At 71.7% G+C, this 15,646-nt stretch carries 15 protein-coding genes; 14 read left to right on the forward strand and 1 reads right to left on the reverse strand.

Annotation, left to right across the window (positions count from 1 at the left end; genetic code table 11):
• Window positions 1-133: 133 nt before the first annotated feature.
• The 10 genes from ACFY9S_RS00270 (at window position 134) to ACFY9S_RS00315 (ending at window position 10,192) form a co-directional block, all read left to right on the forward strand.
• The gene (locus ACFY9S_RS00270; RefSeq protein WP_062927163.1) at window positions 134-379 is read left to right on the forward strand and encodes a hypothetical protein; all 246 of its coding nucleotides are present in this window, start codon (window positions 134-136) and stop codon (window positions 377-379) included.
• Between the two features lie 12 nt (window positions 380-391).
• On the forward strand, window positions 392-1,231 hold the full coding sequence (locus tag ACFY9S_RS00275) for a hypothetical protein (RefSeq protein WP_391120717.1): 840 nt from the start codon (window positions 392-394) through the stop codon (window positions 1,229-1,231).
• 173 nt (window positions 1,232-1,404) lie between these two features.
• On the forward strand, window positions 1,405-2,370 hold the full coding sequence (locus ACFY9S_RS00280; RefSeq protein ID WP_391120720.1) for a LysR family transcriptional regulator: 966 nt from the start codon (window positions 1,405-1,407) through the stop codon (window positions 2,368-2,370).
• Window positions 2,371-2,536: 166 nt separating this feature from the next.
• Entirely contained in the window at window positions 2,537-3,532 is a 996-nt protein-coding gene (locus ACFY9S_RS00285) for a hypothetical protein (protein WP_391120723.1), read from the forward strand.
• A 270-nt stretch (window positions 3,533-3,802) separates the two neighbouring features.
• Entirely contained in the window at window positions 3,803-5,992 is a 2,190-nt protein-coding gene (locus ACFY9S_RS00290) for a glycosyltransferase (protein ID WP_391120726.1), read from the forward strand.
• Window positions 5,989-7,194 carry an acyltransferase family protein gene (locus ACFY9S_RS00295; RefSeq protein ID WP_391120729.1) on the forward strand — a complete coding sequence of 402 codons (1,206 nt, stop codon included), beginning with the start codon at window positions 5,989-5,991 and terminating at the stop codon, window positions 7,192-7,194. Before ACFY9S_RS00290 ends, ACFY9S_RS00295 begins: the two co-directional genes overlap by 4 nt.
• A gap of 79 nt (window positions 7,195-7,273) precedes the next feature.
• Window positions 7,274-7,903 (forward strand): hypothetical protein, encoded by a 630-nt coding sequence (locus tag ACFY9S_RS00300; protein ID WP_391120732.1) that lies wholly within the window; start codon window positions 7,274-7,276, stop codon window positions 7,901-7,903.
• Window positions 7,900-8,205: a hypothetical protein gene (locus ACFY9S_RS00305; protein ID WP_391120735.1), complete on the forward strand. Its 306-nt coding sequence runs from the start codon at window positions 7,900-7,902 to the stop codon at window positions 8,203-8,205. The genes ACFY9S_RS00300 and ACFY9S_RS00305 overlap by 4 nt, the downstream gene beginning before the upstream one ends.
• Window positions 8,202-9,593: a WXG100 family type VII secretion target gene (locus ACFY9S_RS00310; protein ID WP_391120738.1), complete on the forward strand. Its 1,392-nt coding sequence runs from the start codon at window positions 8,202-8,204 to the stop codon at window positions 9,591-9,593. The genes ACFY9S_RS00305 and ACFY9S_RS00310 overlap by 4 nt, the downstream gene beginning before the upstream one ends.
• 8 nt (window positions 9,594-9,601) lie before the next feature.
• Complete coding sequence (locus tag ACFY9S_RS00315; protein ID WP_391120741.1) at window positions 9,602-10,192, forward strand: hypothetical protein; 591 nt, start codon at window positions 9,602-9,604, stop codon at window positions 10,190-10,192.
• Here the strand turns inward: ACFY9S_RS00315 and ACFY9S_RS00320 are convergent.
• Complete coding sequence (locus tag ACFY9S_RS00320; protein WP_391120745.1) at window positions 10,175-10,708, reverse strand: hypothetical protein; 534 nt, start codon at window positions 10,706-10,708, stop codon at window positions 10,175-10,177. The two genes, ACFY9S_RS00315 and ACFY9S_RS00320, sit on opposite strands and share 18 nt — an antisense overlap.
• 124 nt (window positions 10,709-10,832) lie before the next feature.
• Between ACFY9S_RS00320 and ACFY9S_RS00325 the strand changes: the two genes are divergently transcribed.
• From ACFY9S_RS00325 to ACFY9S_RS00340, 4 genes are all read left to right on the forward strand, one after another.
• Window positions 10,833-11,741, forward strand: a complete 909-nt coding sequence (locus ACFY9S_RS00325; protein WP_391120748.1) for a hypothetical protein — start codon at window positions 10,833-10,835, stop codon at window positions 11,739-11,741.
• Between the two features lie 159 nt (window positions 11,742-11,900).
• Window positions 11,901-13,286 carry a NarK family nitrate/nitrite MFS transporter gene (locus tag ACFY9S_RS00330; RefSeq protein ID WP_391120751.1) on the forward strand — a complete coding sequence of 462 codons (1,386 nt, stop codon included), beginning with the start codon at window positions 11,901-11,903 and terminating at the stop codon, window positions 13,284-13,286.
• Window positions 13,287-13,403: 117 nt separating this feature from the next.
• Complete coding sequence (locus ACFY9S_RS00335; RefSeq protein ID WP_391120754.1) at window positions 13,404-14,555, forward strand: uroporphyrinogen-III synthase; 1,152 nt, start codon at window positions 13,404-13,406, stop codon at window positions 14,553-14,555.
• A 322-nt stretch (window positions 14,556-14,877) separates the two neighbouring features.
• Window positions 14,878-15,471, forward strand: coding sequence for an ABATE domain-containing protein (locus ACFY9S_RS00340; protein ID WP_391120756.1), 594 nt, complete (start codon window positions 14,878-14,880; stop codon window positions 15,469-15,471).
• Window positions 15,472-15,646 lie beyond the last annotated feature (175 nt).

Consider the following 15,646-nt stretch of genomic DNA (forward strand, 5'->3'; position numbering starts at 1 on the left):
GCTCCTTGTTCTTCATACAGAGATATGGAGATTCCTAATGCTCCTCATGACGCATGGAAAAGATGCTCATTCGGGAAATTCCTTCACTCGTTTGCCGCGCATCCGCCGAAGTGGGCCGACGGTTAGTCGGTACATGACCGAGGCGACCAGGAAAGACGGCTGGGCGGTAACGCTCGGCCCGTACACCTACATTCCCGCTCCAGCGCACTCGTCGGCGACCGTCAACGGTACGCTCACCAAGGGAGGTTGCCCGGTCGCGCTGCAGGTGACCGAGCCGGTTCTGCGCGATTTCATCGACCGCATGAGCGCACTGGAAAAGGATCTCGCCCGACGGTGGATCAGTGCCACGGATTGGCCCGCTTTTGCCCTTGCGGAATAGTCGGGTTACGTCATGTACGACAAAGTAGAGGGCACCGGTCGGCATCGGGCTCCGGCCCGGGACTTCATCACTCCCCTCACGCCGCCGGACCCGACCTGGGACCCCGCTGAGGAGCTGGCGTTCATCCTTCAGGAGGCCCTGGGGGAGCAGGCCGCGAGGATTCCGGCCCCCCGGGACGAGGACCCGGTCCCCGCCGCGGATCCGGCACCGGCCGCCGCCCCGGGCACCCATATGCGGCGGCTCCAGGACATCACCGAGGAACTGCCCCCCGTACGGGAGGTGCCCCGGCGGCATCGCAAGGTCCGGACCCGCAAGGCCCCGGGAGTGCTCCGCACCACCAGCTTCCTCGTCGCGGCCCTCGCGGCCGTCATCGCCTCCGCGGTGAGCCTCCTGAGCGGCATCGTCGCCTACGACCCCCTGCGGCTGGTCGCCGTGTCCCCCGCGGCGCGCGGTCTGCGCGCCTGGTGGCCGCTGCTGGTGTACGGGCCCTGGCTGGTGGGCTCCCTGTCCGTCCTGCGGGCCGCCCTGCACCAGCGCCGTGCCGTGCACTCCTGGTGCGTGGTCCTGGTCTTCTCCTGTATCGCCGTGCTGCTGTGCGTCGTCCAGGCGCCCCGGACGATCCTCGGCACCGCGGCGGCCGCCCTGCCCGGCCTGGCCGCCCTGGCGTGCTTCCAGCAGGTCGTCCGCCAGATCACCCTGACCAGGCCGCCGATGCGGTCGGCACCCCGTCACCGGGTGGGGCAGGCTCCGCCGGCGACGGGCGCGGAGGGCCAGCAGACCGCGGAGGGCCCGAAGGACCCGGATGCCCGAACGGGAGAGGCCGGGACGTCCCCGCGGGACAGCGGCCCGTGAGCCCGGGGGGCTGCGCGCCCCTGCCAACGGTCTTCCCGGCCGCCGGTCTTCCCTGCCTCCGGCGCCCCTGCCTCCGGCGGCCCCCCGCTCCGGCGCCCCTGCCTCCGGCGGCCCCCTGCTCCGGCGCCCCTGCCTCCGGCGGCCCCCGCCCCCGGCCGCTGTAGGTTCGCCGCATGTCCGTGCACCTCGATCACCGTCTGCTGCGTGGCTTCGTCGCTGTCGCCGATGAGTTGCACTTCACGCGTGCCGCGGTGCGGTTGCACGTGGCCCAGCAGGCGCTCAGCCGGGACGTGCGGAGGCTGGAGCGGGAGCTGGGTGCCGAACTGTTCGTGCGGACCACCCGGCAGGTGACGCTCACGCCCGACGGGGAGCGGCTGCTGCCGTACGCCCGCCGGGTGCTCCAGGCGCAGGACGAGTTGCTCGCCGCCTTCGGCCAGGCCCGGCCGCTGCTGGTCGACCTCAACTCCCCGGGCCTGGTCACACCCCGCCGGGTGCTGCACGAGGCGCGTGAACTCGCCCCCCGCCACGAACTGATGGCCCGCTACGAGAGCGGCCTGACCGGAGCCGCCGGAGAACTGCTCGCCGGCCGGCTGGACGCGTCGTTCGGACGGTTCGCCGGGCTGGACCCGGTGCTGCGGGCCGGGCTCGACCACCAGCCCGTGCGGCTGGAGCCGATGGCGGTCGTGCTGCCGGACGATCACCGGCTGGCCGCGTGGGACGCCGTGCCGCTCGCCGAGCTGGCCGGCGAGAGCGTCTACGCGGGCGCGGGCAACCCGCGCACACCGGAGTGGACCGGACTCGCACGGCTGCTCTTCGAGGGGCGGGGCATCGAAATCGCGCCACCCGCACCGCTGGCCGTGGGAGAGGAGGAATTCCGGCGAATCATGGCCAGAACGCGCAACCCGGTCCTGGCCGTCGTGGAGTTCCCGGCGCTCCCGTCGATGGTGGTGCGGCCCCTGGTCGACCCGGTTCCGCTGGCCCCCGTCTCCCTGGTCTGGCGCAGGGGTCTGACCCACCCCGCGTTCGACGCGCTGCGCCGGGCGGCGACCCGGCTGGCTGCGGAAACGGGCTGGTTGCGCAGGCCCGCGGGTGCCTGGCTGCCGGCCGGAGACGATGTCCTCATGGCGTCTCACGGTTGACACGATTCGACACGATGCGCACACAAAACCTGCGCGTGCGCTACATTCGACCCCTGAGCACGGTGTGGTAAGAGGGGGCGCTCGGACGGGTGGGGGCCCGATCCGACGGCGGGTGCTCAGGTCGTCAAGCGCACCTGAACCATCCCGTGGGGGGAAGTGCGTGCGTGTGAAACAGTGGCGAGAAGACGCCCAACCCGAGTGGCCCGAAGCCGCTACGGCTACCGGGGGACTCCCGTCGGACAGCGGAGCCCGGGACGGGAGAGCCATTCAGGTCTTCCCCGACCGTGATGTCCGCACGACCGGCCACCGGCTGCCCGCCGGGACGGAGATACTGCGCGGCATTCCCCGCCAGAGCGAGGGCGAGGGCGACTCGCTCGCGGCGAAGGCGGGGGACCCCCGCACCTCGGTCCGCGACCCCTGGCAGGAACAGGAGGAAGCCGGAGCCGAACCGTCGGGGGACACCCCCGACGCCGACGGGCAGGCCCACGATCCGCACGAGGTCACCGTCCAGCTCGACGCCCTGCAGCTCGGAGACGGCTTCCTGCGGCAGGTCACGGAAGGCCCGGGCGCCGAGGCCGCCGCCGACCGGCCCGTCTTCGTCGACGAGTCCGGCCGCCGCAGCCGCCGCTACCGCCGGATCGGCATGGCCGTCGCCCTGGCCTGCGGGGCCTACGCCGTCGTCATCGTCGCCACGCTGATGTCGGGCAACTCCAACGCCCCGTGGCTGCCCGTGCCGACCAAGGAGGACAACCCGCCGGCCGGGCAGGTCGACACCCCGTCGCTGCCCGCCGAGTCGGCACCCGCCACCGGCACCGGCGCCACCGCGCCGGGCAGCACGCCGGCGACCGGCCAGGTCACGGCACCCGCACCCGGCCCCAGCGCCGCCACACCCGATGCCACCGCGGGCACCGGCCGTTCCAGCCCGTCCGCCAAGCCCTCGCCGAGCGCGACCCGGACCGTCCCGGCACCGGGCGGCAAGGCCACAGCCCCGGCCCCGACCGAGCCGGCGGACCCGCCGGCCCCGCCGGTCACCGACCCGACCCCGTCGACCGAGCCCACGGCCACGCCCACCGAGACGACGGGCACCGGTGGCGACGGCGGCACCGTCGCCGAGGGCCCGGCCGAGCCGGAGCCGGTCGCGGAGACACCCGCCGCCGCTTAACACCGTTCGGAAGGCGGCGCCCACCGCTCCGGGCGCCGTTCCACCGTCCTTCCGGAGGCGCGCCTCTCTGCGGCACCGGTCCAGTCGGCCGGGAACGCCGAGCTCTCCGAGCGGAGCGGGGTCACTTCCCGATCACCCGCTCCGGCCGCCTGCCCCGCTCCCGAGGTGGAAGCGGGACCACACGACATCGCGGAGTGCGCCCCACCGCGCCGTCCGCCCGCCTCCGTCCCCGTACCACCCCATCCCGCACCACCCGGAGTACCACCACCCATGGCATCCCGTACTCGCCGTTCCGGGCCCGCGTCACGAGCCCGTGGTGGCTTCAGGCGCCGGCGCCTGCCCATGCGTCTGTTGCTGCCCCTGTTCGTGCTCGTCGCGCTCGGCGCGATGCTCATGCTGCGCGGCTACGTGCACAGCGAGATCCTCGCCGACCACCGCGTCGGCCCGCCCGCGGCGAACGACCGCGTCCCGAAGGACATCCTTGAGGGCGGGCCCGTCATCGACACCCGAAACGGGAAGCCCGCCGCTCTGGATCTCCCGGACGGCGAACTGGTCCTGACCTTCGACGACGGCCCGGACCCGATGTGGACGCCCAAGGTCCTCGACATCCTGAAGAAGCGCGACGCCCGGGCCGTCTTCTTCATCACCGGCACCATGGCCTCCCGCCACCCGGACCTCGTCCAGCGCATGGTCGACGAGGGCCACGAGATCGGCCTGCACAGCTTCAACCACCCGGACCTGTCGCTGCAGACCAAGAGCCGCGTCGACTGGGAGCTGTCCCAGAACCAGATGGCGCTGGCCGGGGCGGCCGGTATCCGCACCTCGCTGTTCCGCCCGCCCTACTCGTCGTTCGCCCACAACATGGACAACAACACGTGGCCGGTCACCGAGTACATCGGCAGCAAGGGCTACATCACCATCGTCAACAACACCGACAGCGAGGACTGGCGTCGGCCCGGGGTCCAGAAGATCATCAGCAACGCCACGCCGAAGAACGGCAAGGGCGCCATCGTGCTGATGCACGACTCCGGCGGTGACCGCTCCCAGACCGTGGCCGCGCTCGACGAGTACATCTCGGGGCTGCAGGCCAAGGGCTACCGCTTCCACACCCTCACCGGCGCCCTGGACGCACCGAGCGCGCACACCCGCGTGGCCGGGCTTGAGTCGCTGAAGGGCGAGGCGTGGGTCTTCCTGGTGCAGGCGTCCGAGAAGGTGACCGGGGTCCTCGTCGGCGGCCTCGCCGTCGTCGGTGTGCTGGTCTTCGGGCGTCTGGGGCTGATGCTGATCCTCTCCGTGGCGCACGCCCGCCGGGTCCGGCGCCGCGGTTTCAGCTGGGGCGAGCCCGTCACGGAACCGGTGTCCGTCCTCGTGCCCGCCTACAACGAGGCCAAGTGCATCGAGCAGACGGTCCGCTCCCTGGTCGCCAGCGACCACCCCATCGAGGTGCTGGTCGTCGACGACGGCTCCAGCGACGGCACCGCCCGTATCGTCGAGAACCTGGGCCTGCCCGGTGTGCGGGTCGTCCGCCAGCTCAACGCCGGCAAGCCCGCCGCCCTCAACCGGGGCATCGCCAACGCCAAGTACGACCTGATCGTGATGATGGACGGCGACACCGTCTTCGAACCGACCACCGTCCGCGAACTCGTCCAGCCCTTCGGCGACCCGCGCGTCGGCGCCGTCGCGGGCAACGCCAAGGTCGGCAACCGGGACTCGCTCATCGGCGCGTGGCAGCACATCGAGTACGTGATGGGCTTCAACCTCGACCGCCGCATGTACGACGTGCTGCGCTGCATGCCCACCATCCCCGGCGCCGTCGGGGCGTTCCGGCGCAGCGCGCTGGAACGCGTCGGAGGCATGAGCGACGACACGCTCGCCGAGGACACCGACATCACCATGGCCATGCACCGCGACGGCTGGCACGTGGTGTACGCCGAGAAGGCCGTCGCCTGGACCGAGGCCCCGGAGTCCGTCCAGCAACTGTGGTCCCAGCGCTACCGCTGGTCGTACGGCACCATGCAGGCCATCTGGAAGCACCGCCGGTCCGTCTTCGAACGGGGGCCCTCGGGCCGCTTCGGCCGGGTGGGCATGCCGCTGGTGTCGATGTTCATGGTCGTGGCGCCGCTGCTGGCCCCGCTCATCGACGTGTTCCTGCTGTACGGGCTGGTGTTCGGGCCCACGGAGAAGACCATCGGCGCCTGGCTCGGCGTCCTCGCGGTGCAGGGCGTGTGCGCGGCCTACGCGTTCCACCTGGACAAGGAGCGCATGACCCACCTGCTCTCTCTCCCGCTCCAGCAACTCCTCTACCGCCAGCTCATGTACGTCGTCCTGCTCCAGTCCTGGATCACCGCCCTCACCGGCGGCCGGCTGCGCTGGCAGAAGCTGCGGCGCACGGGCGCGGTGGGCCTGCCCGGGGGCGGAACGGCCGCGCCCCAGGCGATGGACGGGAGGCCGGTCGGATGACCACGGCTCCCGTCGCCGAGACTTCCCGGCAGGAGTCGGCCGCCGTCCGCAAGCCCGGCCGCGACCGGTACTTCGACCTGCTGCGCGCCCTCGCGCTGTTCCGTGTCGTGCTGTACCACCTGACGGGCTGGGCCTGGCTGCCGCTGCTGTTCCCGTCCATGGGCGTGATGTTCGCGCTCGCCGGGAGCCTCATGGCCCGCTCGCTGAAGCGCCCGGCCGTGCAGGTGATCCGCGGCCGGATGCGCCGGCTGCTGCCCCCGCTGTGGCTGCTGGGCGTCGTCGGCGTCACCGGCATGGTCCTCCAGGGCTGGGGCCCGGACGCGGACGGGCACCCCGGCTGGTGGCTGCTCCACCTCACCTTCTGGATCGTCCCGCTCAGCGACCCGCCGTACGCGGAGGGGCTGCCCGGCGTCCACGGCTTCATCGGCGAGAACTGGGCCGCGGACCTCGCGGGCCCGCTGTGGTACATCCGCGCCTACCTCTGGTACGTCCTGCTGTCCCCGGTGCTGCTGAAGGCCCTGCGCGCCCTGCCGGTCGTCACGATCCTCGCGCCGATCGCCCTGGCCGTCGCCTTCGAGCAGGGCTGGGTCACGCTGCCCGGCGAGCGGATCCCCTCGGCGCTCACGGACCTCTCCACCTTCGGCGCCTGCTGGATCCTCGGCATGGCCCACCAGGAGGGCATCCTGCGGCGGCTGCCGCGCTACATCGTGCCGTCCGTCGGACCCGTCATCGCCCTGGCCGGTCTCTGGTACGCCCTGCACCACGGCTTCGGCACCGGGAACGACCTGGACAGCATGCCGCTGGCCCAGGCCCTGTGGTCGTTCGGCACGGTGTTCCTGCTGCTGCACCTCAGCCCGTCCTGGTCCGAGTGGCCGCGCCGGCTGCGCCCCTTCGCGGGGACGATCACGCTGCTCAACTCCCGGGCCGTGACCATCTACCTGTGGCACAACACCTGCATCCTGATCGCCGCGACCCTGTGGGACCGGCTGTGGGGCTTCCCGCTGCTGGAGCAGAACGTGCCCGGGCTGCTGGAGAGCGTCTGGCCGGTGCTGGTCCTGGCGTGGGTGCTGATCGGCTGCTGCGTCCTGGCGTTCGGCTGGGCGGAGGACCTGGCGGCCAAGCAGAGGCCTCGGTTGTGGCCGAAAAGTGAGCCCAAGGTGAGGATTCACGGGAGCCGGAGGCACGCGGCCCACGGCGGCTAAGCTGGCCCGGCATCGGCGGGGGCGGACGACGAGCGGCCCTCGGCGAGGTCCCTTTTCGGCCGCACGTGAGAGAACGACAGTGACACAAGCTCCGACGACAGAGCCGGCCGGGCCGCGCGCGCCGGTCTTCGGGCTGATCACACCCGAGGACTGGTACCGCATTCCGCTGCTGCCCGCCGACCGCCGCGAGACGTCCGTGAGCGCGCTCGTCAAACGGCAGTTCGCGGGCGTCGACGACCAGCCCGTGCTGCGCCGCAGGGCCGAGGAACAGCTGCTCGGCACGGCCGAGGCGGCGGTCGGGCAGGGCGGCGTGGTGCTCTACCTGTCGTTCCTGGAGGCGGGCGGCATCCCGCTGTCGGCCTCCCTGCTGATCTCCCGCCTGTACGAGAGGTTCGACGGCCTCGACGCCGTGGCCGCCCTGGCCGGCACCGGCGAGGTCACCCTGGAGACGCTGCCCGCCGTCGGGCGCGTGGCCCGGGTGCGGCGGCAGGAACGGACGAGGCAGTCCCGGAAGCTGGGCTCCGAGTTCGAGGACACCGTCGTCGAGTACTTCGTCCCGGTCCCGGGCCGCGACGAGGTGCTGATGCTGACGTTCAGCACACCACTGGAGCCGATCGCGGACGCCATGGCGGAACTGTTCGACGCGGTGGCCGGGACCTTGCGCTGGCAGCACCGCGACGAGGAGCCGACGGGGGAGGAAGACGCGTGAGCAAGAAACTCAGGGTCTCGACGCAGGATCTGGACACGGCCGGAACCGGTCTGCGGACGGTGGCGACCGAGCTGGAAGGGCTCGACAAGCTCATGGACGCCTACGACCGCCGCACCGTCGGCCACCAGACGCTGCACGACCGGCTCCAGGAGTTCTCCGACGGCTGGGACGACAACCGCAAGAAGATGATCGAGGAGATCAAGGGACTCGGCACGATCGCCCAGGAGGCCGGGAAGGCCTACACCGAGCTCGACACCGCGCTGTACGACGCGCTCGTGGGCAAGAAGGGGAAGAAGAAGTGACCCGCCCCGCCGAGCACCGGTGGGAGGTGCTGGGGGAGAGCGGCGACCCCGTGCCCGGTGACGTCCACGACATGAAGGCCCTCGCCCGCCGCTTCACCGCCACCGCGAACACCATCACGAAGACCGCCGACGCCCTGCGCCGCATCGGCACCCTGGAGAGCTGGGACTCCGAGGCCGGACGCGCCTTCGCCGAGAAGGCCACCGAGACGGCCAAGTCGGTGAGCCGGGCCCACGACCGCTACGCCGATGCCGGAGTCGCCCTCAAGGACTACTCCACCGACCTGGAGACCATCCAGGGCGAGGCGGACAAGCTCCTCACCCAGGCCGAGACGAAGCACTCCACCCTGTCCACGGCCAGGTCCAAGGCCGACAGCCCGCCCAAGGGCACCGACGACGCCGGGCAGGACAAGCTCGACAAGGCCGTCACCGACCTCCAGGAGGGCCTGGACGGGCTGCGCGGTCGGCTCGGCGAACTGAAGACCCGTCACAAGGAGGCCGGCGACAAGGCGGCCAAGCGCATCCACGACACCACCGAGGGCGACGGCCTCAACGACGGCTGGCTGGACGACCTGCGCGACACCCTGAAGATCGTCAGCGAGATCACGGGAGCCATCGCCGCCGTCTGCGGGGTGCTGTCGCTGCTCGTCGGCTGGATCCCCGTCATCGGGCAGGCCCTGGCCGGTGTGCTCGGCACCATCGCCCTGGTGATGACGGCGATCTCACTGGTCTGCCACGTACTGCTCGCCATCAACGGCGACGGCTCCTGGGGCGATGTGGCGATCGACGTGCTCGGCCTCGCCACCTTCGGCATCGGACGCGTCTTCTCCGCGGGTGCCAAGGCCGCCGCGACCGTCGGCCGCAGCCGCGTCTGGACGGCCGCCACGCAGTACGTGCGCGGCTGGAACCCGGGCATGAACTCCGCCGCCCGTCGCGCGCTCGTCGAGTCGATGGTCGGGGCCCGGGCCGGAGCACGCCCGGGGGCGGCCCTGCCCGATGTGGGCCTGCGGGCGGCCTTCCGCGGACTGCCGAGCTCCTTCGCGGACGACCTGGCGAGCATCCGGGGCAACTGGCGGGACCTGTTCAAGGTCGGCGACAACCTCTCCGCGGCCCGTGACGCCTACACCGCCGCCGGCCCGCGCGGCCTGGCCAGCATGTACGCCGGGCCGGGCATGGTCGACGAACTCTCCCGCATCAAGAACATCGACCCGGCGGACCTGAGCTTCATCGGCACCCCCGACGCGTTCAAGCAGGCCATGGCGTACAACGCGGTGGGCCTCGGCGGCACCGGGACGGGCGCGGCCTCCGACACCAACAGCTTCGCCGGCCTGTTCGGCGGCGACCCGGAGATCGACGTCACCGGGCCCGACGCGTCGCTGGCCGGAGTGTGAGCGCGGCCATGACGGATACGGGGTCGTGGCGGGAGTGCCGGGTCGCGCTGCCCGCCCACCACAACTGGCTGGTGCTGGACCTGTACGGCGAGGACCCCGAACCCTGGGCGCGCGCCCTCGCCGGGCAGCACCTGGGCGACGAGGTGCCCGAGCCGTGGCGCGAGGCGTTCGCGGCGGACCTGCTCTGGTACCGGGGCGCGGCGGCACGGCAGGGAGCCCTGTGCGCGGCGGTCCTGGCACCCCAGGACGGGCCCGTCGTCGCCGGCTACACGGTGCGGGAGCTCGACGTCCCGCGGGAGTCCCTCACCGTGGCGGCCTTCCGGGCCGAACTGGAGCGCGCGCAGGGCCCGTACTTCGGTGACGGCCCGGTCCTCACCGAGACCGAACTGCCACTGGGCCCGGCCCTGCGCGTGCACCGCCAGGAGCCGACGGACCCTGCGGCGGACAGCGGAACGGTCGTGGAAGGCGTCGCCCACTACGTCCTGCCGCGCCGGCACCCCACGGCACTGGAGGCCAGGCTGCTGTGGACGTCCCTCGGCCTCGGCGCGGAGCTGGTCGAGGTCGCCGATGAGCTGGCGGGCTCACTTCGCCTGGCGTGACGCGGACCGCCCGCGGAGCTTCCCGAAACCCTCGCCCAGCCCGAACCGCTCCCAGGGCACCATCGCCAGCGGCATCCAGCCGAACCCGACCACGAAGACCGCGACGACCGTGGTGAGCCGGGCCGGGAGGAACCATCCCAGCTGGGCGACGAGGAACGCCACGAGCAGCAGCCAGACGTCGAACACCAGCACGGTCAGCACCTTGCGGGCCGCGGCCCCCGGACCGACCCGGGGCGTGTTCTCGTTGCCGCGCACCATGCCGAAGAGGATCACCGGCAGCATCAGTCCGGTCAGACCGCCGACCGCGATGCCCCCCACCACCAGGGCGTTGTTCCCGTTGTCGGGCACCACGCCCGACAGGGGGCCCGGGTCCACGGTCCGGCCCAGCAGGGCGACGGCCGCGAAGGCGCCGAGTACCGCCGTCGCCAGCACGAGGAGGGCGCCCGCTCCGAAGGCGATGTTTCCGGCGGCTGAGCGCCGCGCCTCGGGCCGCCCGGCTTCCGACTCAGCGGACATGGACTCTCCCCTTCCCGTGTGGGGTCCGCTAGAGGATAACGGGACCCGGTTCCCCGGGGGTTTTCCGGTGTGGAAAACTGCGTGAGTTGCGCTTGTGAACACATGACGCGGGGGAGCGGTGGGGATGAGTAAGCGGCAGACACAGAAGATGCTGCGGCTGATGGCGAGCGGGGAACCGGTCGAACTCACCAGCCCGATGGCGTCCGTGAAGAAGCTCGCCCGGCTGGCCTTCGTCGCCCAGCAGTTCGGCTACGAGTACGCCGACGTCCGCCAGAGCAACGGCCGCAACGGCGCGCTCACCATGCTGCTCCTGCCCGACCCCGGCCCGCAGGCCCGGGCCCGCGCCATGCAGAACTGGGCGCAGTACCCCGATGCCGCCGACGGCGCCTCCCTCCCGCCGCTCGTGCCCGACGCCTTCGAACTCCTCAAGGCCCGTATCAACTTCGACCTCACCGGCAAGCACGCCGAGAAGCGCATGGGGTACGGGGCCCTGGGCGTCACCGTCGGCTGTGCGTTCCTCGGCTTCCGCTTCGGGGGCGAGTCCTCCGACTTCGTCGTGGCCGGTGTGGTGTGGCTGCTGCTCATGGCGGTCTTCGGGATCGGCCTCGTGGTCACGCGGGGGCGCAACGCCAAGTTCGCGGCCCGGTTGCGGGCGGCCGGCTTCCTGCCGGTGACGGACGAGAACGGCCGGACGCGCTATCTGCCGCCGGGTGCGCAGCTGCCCGGGCAGGTCAATCCGTTCGCGCCCGGACCGTACCCGCAGCAGACGCCCGGACCGTACCCGCAGCAGGCGCCGGGACCGTACCCGCAGCAGGCGCCGGGCCCGTATGCCCAGCAGGCGCCGGCACCGGCACCGTCGCAGTACCCCGGCCAGCCCGCCCCGGGCCCCTACGGCGGTCAGCCCGCCCCGGGCCCCTACCCCGGCCAGCCCGCCCCCGGTCCCTACGGAGCGCAGCCCCCGGGCCCGTATGCTCGGCCTCACCACCAGCCCCACCCCCAGCAGCACCCGCACTGGCAGCCCCCTCAGCACTGAACGGAAACCTGCCGGGACCTCTCATCCCGCCCGAGCACGGGGTGAGAGCAAAGTTCCCTCGCGGACACCCGCGGTGCCACAGACAGGAAACGCGTCCTCCCTACCTTCAGGACCAGTCACTCGAAGCACGACCGAGCCCCGGAGCACAGTGGAGGCGTCATGACAGGCCCTGGCACGGCACCCGTACCCCCGAGCAGGGGCGGACGCTGGATCCAGCACTGGGATCCGGAGAACGAGACTTTCTGGAAGGAGACCGGGGAGAAGGTCGCCCGCCGGAACCTCTTCTTCTCCGTCCTCTCGGAGCACATCGGCTTCTCGATCTGGACCCTGTGGTCCGTACTGGTCCTCTTCATGGGCCCGGAGTACGGACTGACCCCGGCCGACAAATTCATGCTGACCTCGATGGTCACGCTGGTCGGTGCCGTCGTCCGCGTCCCCTACACCTTCGCCGTCGCGATCTTCGGCGGCCGGAACTGGACGATCATCTCCGCTGGTCTCCTGCTGGTCCCGACCGTCGCCGCGTTCACCGTGATGGAGCCGGGCACCTCCTTCTCCACGTTCCTGCTCGTCGGCCTGCTCGCCGGCATCGGCGGCGGTAACTTCGCCTCCTCCATGACCAACATCAACGCCTTCTTCCCGCTGCGGAAGAAGGGCTGGGCCCTCGGCCTGAACGCGGGCGGCGGCAACATCGGCGTACCGGTGATCCAGCTGGCCGCGCTCGCGATCATCGGTGCCGGCGGCGGCCCTCGCGTGCTGCTCGGGATCTACATCCCGCTGATCCTCGTCGCCGCCGTCTTCGCCGCGCTCTTCATGGACAACATCGAGAACGTGAAGAACGACACCGGCGCCGCCAAGGACGCCGCGCGGGACCCGGACACCTGGATCATGTCGTTCCTCTACATCGGCACCTTCGGGTCGTTCATCGGATACAGCTTCGCCTTCGGGCAGGTCCTGACGAACCAGTTCGGACGCACCCCGCTGGAGGCGGCGTACGTCACCTTCATCGGTCCGCTCCTCGGCTCGCTGATCCGGCCCCTGGGCGGCTGGATGGCCGACAAGTACGGCGGTGCGAAGATCACGCTGTGGAACTACGTCGGCATGGGCGCGGCGACCGCCGTCCTCATCTCCGCCAGCATGGAGAAGTCGCTGGCGCTGTTCACCGTCGCGTTCGTGGTGCTCTTCGTGCTCACCGGTATCGGCAACGGCTCGACGTTCAAGATGATCCCGGGCATCTTCCAGAACAAGGCCCTCGCCAAGGGGCTCAAGGGTGAGGCGGCCGCTGCCCACGGTCGTCGCCTCTCCGGAGCCTCCATGGGCCTCATCGGCGCGGTGGGCGCGCTCGGCGGAGTCGGCATCAACCTCGCCTTCCGCCAGTCCTTCCTCTCCTACGGGTCCGGCACCGGCGCCTTCGTCGCATTCCTCGCCTTCTACGCGGTCTGCTTCGCGGTCACCTGGGCCGTATACCTTCGCCGTACGGCTCCCCGGGTACCCGCCACGACGGCGACCTCGGAGACGGAGCCGCAGCTCAGCTACGCCAGGGTGTGACGTAACACCGGCGACATCATGCCGATCCGAGCCTGTCACGAGCCGTTGACAGGCTCGATCGGCATGTAGGTACGCCGTACCCACGCAGTACGACGACTCGAGTGCGGGACGAGAGCCATGGACGAGCAAGAACAGCGACCGGACCACGGGCCCATCGCGGGTTTCACCGTGGGTGTGACGGCCGCGCGCCGGGCCGACGAGCTCGGGGTGCTGCTGCAGCGACGTGGTGCCGCCGTCCTGCACGCCCCCGCCCTCAGGATCGTGCCGCTCGCCGACGACAGCGAACTGCTGGCGGCGACGAAGGAGATCATCGAGCAGGGGCCGGACATCGCCGTGGCCACCACCGCGATCGGCTTCCGGGGCTGGGTCGAGGCCGCCGACGGCTGGGGGCTGGGAGAGGAACTGCTCGCGCGGCTGGGCGGCGTGCGGATCATGGCGCGCGGGCCGAAGGTCAAGGGCGCGGTCCGGGCCGCCGGGCTGACGGAGGAGTGGTCGCCGTCGTCGGAGTCCATGGCTGAGGTGCTGGACAGGCTGCTGGAGGAGGGCGTCGACGGTCTGCGGATCGCGATCCAGCTGCACGGTGAGCCGCTGCCCGGGTTCGTGGAGGCGCTGCGGGAGGGCGGGGCCGACGTGGTCGGCGTGCCCGTCTACCGCTGGATGCCGCCGGAGGACATCACCCCGGTCGACCGCCTGCTGGACGCGACGGTCGCCCGGGCGCTGGACGCGGTCACCTTCACCAGCGCCCCGGCAGCGGCCTCCCTCCTCTCCCGGGCGGAGGAGCGCGGACTGCTCGACGAGGTCCTGGCGGCGCTGAGCCACGATGTCCTGCCGGCCTGCGTGGGCCCGGTCACCGCCCTGCCCCTGCAGTCCCGTGGCATCGACACGATCCAGCCGGAGCGCTTCCGGCTCGGCCCCCTGGTGCAGCTCCTCTGCCAGGAACTGCCCGCGCGGGCCCGCTCCCTCCCCGTCGCCGGGCACCGCGTGGAGATCCGGGGCCACGCCGTCCTGGTCGACGGCCATCTCAAACCGGTCCCGCCCGCCGGCATGTCCCTCCTGCGCGCCCTCTCCCGGCGCCCCGGCTGGGTCGTGGCCCGCGCGGACCTCCTGCGCGCCCTCCCCGGCTCCGGCCGCGACGAACACGCGGTCGAAACGGCCATGGCCCGCCTCCGCACGGCCCTCGGCACCCCGAAGCTGATCCAGACGGTGGTCAAGCGGGGCTACCGCCTCGCCCTCGACCCGAGCGCGGAAACGAAGTACGCGGACGCGTGAGCCCGTCCGGGGGTTGAGCCGGAACGCGCCGGACCCGGCCACCCGGCCCGAGCGGGACGCCCAAGGGGCTTGTGATGGATCTTCGCGGCGTCACGGAGATCCATCACAAGCCCCTGGCGCCGGGCCCGTCGGGGCGAGGCGTCCGCCTCCGTCATGGCCTGAACGCGTGTCCTCCGGGCGGCCGTCGCGTCGAGGTGTGTGCGAGGGGTTTCCGGCGTCGTAGCGGGCAGGCACTGTAAGAGGGAGCGGTTTACCGGCCCTCTCACTGGGGTCTCACCGAGGCCCTCGCGACCGGGGTGAACCCCTAGGCGGTGACAGGCACATGGCACTGGGAACGGCCACGGCCCCCTACGAGCTGCGCTTCGACGCCGGGCGAACCTGCCTGGACCTGCTCTCCACCACGCACCCGGAGGAGCGGCTCGACTCCGTGGAGGTGCTGCGCGCCTGGATCACCGGCTCCGGACTCGTCCCGGCGGACACCGCCCTGACCCACGTGGACACCGGCTGGCTGCTCGCCTTCCGTGAACTGCGCGCCCAGATCGACCGGTTGGTGCGCTGCCGGCCGAGACCGGGCGTCGCGACGTACGACCTCGCCCTCGCCCGCGTCAACGACCTGGCCCGCACCGCGCCCCCGGCCCCGCGCGCGGTCCGCGGCGAAGACGGCCAGCTCCTGCGGAGGTTGGACGGCCCGCCCGGCTGCGCCGCCCTGCTCGCCGTCGTCGCCAGGGACGCCGTGGACCTGCTCACGGACCCCGTCGCCCGCGCGGCCCTGCGCCAGTGCGAAGGCGACAACTGTCCCATTGTGTACCTCGACACCTCCCGGGGACGCAGGAGGCGCTGGTGCTCAAGTGAGGTCTGCGGAAACCGCGAAAGGGTGGCCCGGCACCGTCGCCGCGCGGCACTCGCCCGCGCGTGAAACGGAATTGAGTGGTCCGTGCACTCAATTCCCCTGTCCTAAATGCGACTTCTGCGACCCCACTGTCGAAGTGATTTCGATTACATGCCGTTTACCTACGCCACCGTAGGGAAGGCCTGGCTTGATCTTGCCGATGTGGCGGAAATGTAAAGAACGCGGGGTGGGAATGTGACCC

It is taken from the genome of Streptomyces sp. NPDC012474 (assembly GCF_042955185.1).
GTDB classification, from domain to species: Bacteria; Actinomycetota; Actinomycetes; order Streptomycetales; family Streptomycetaceae; genus Streptomyces; species Streptomyces cahuitamycinicus.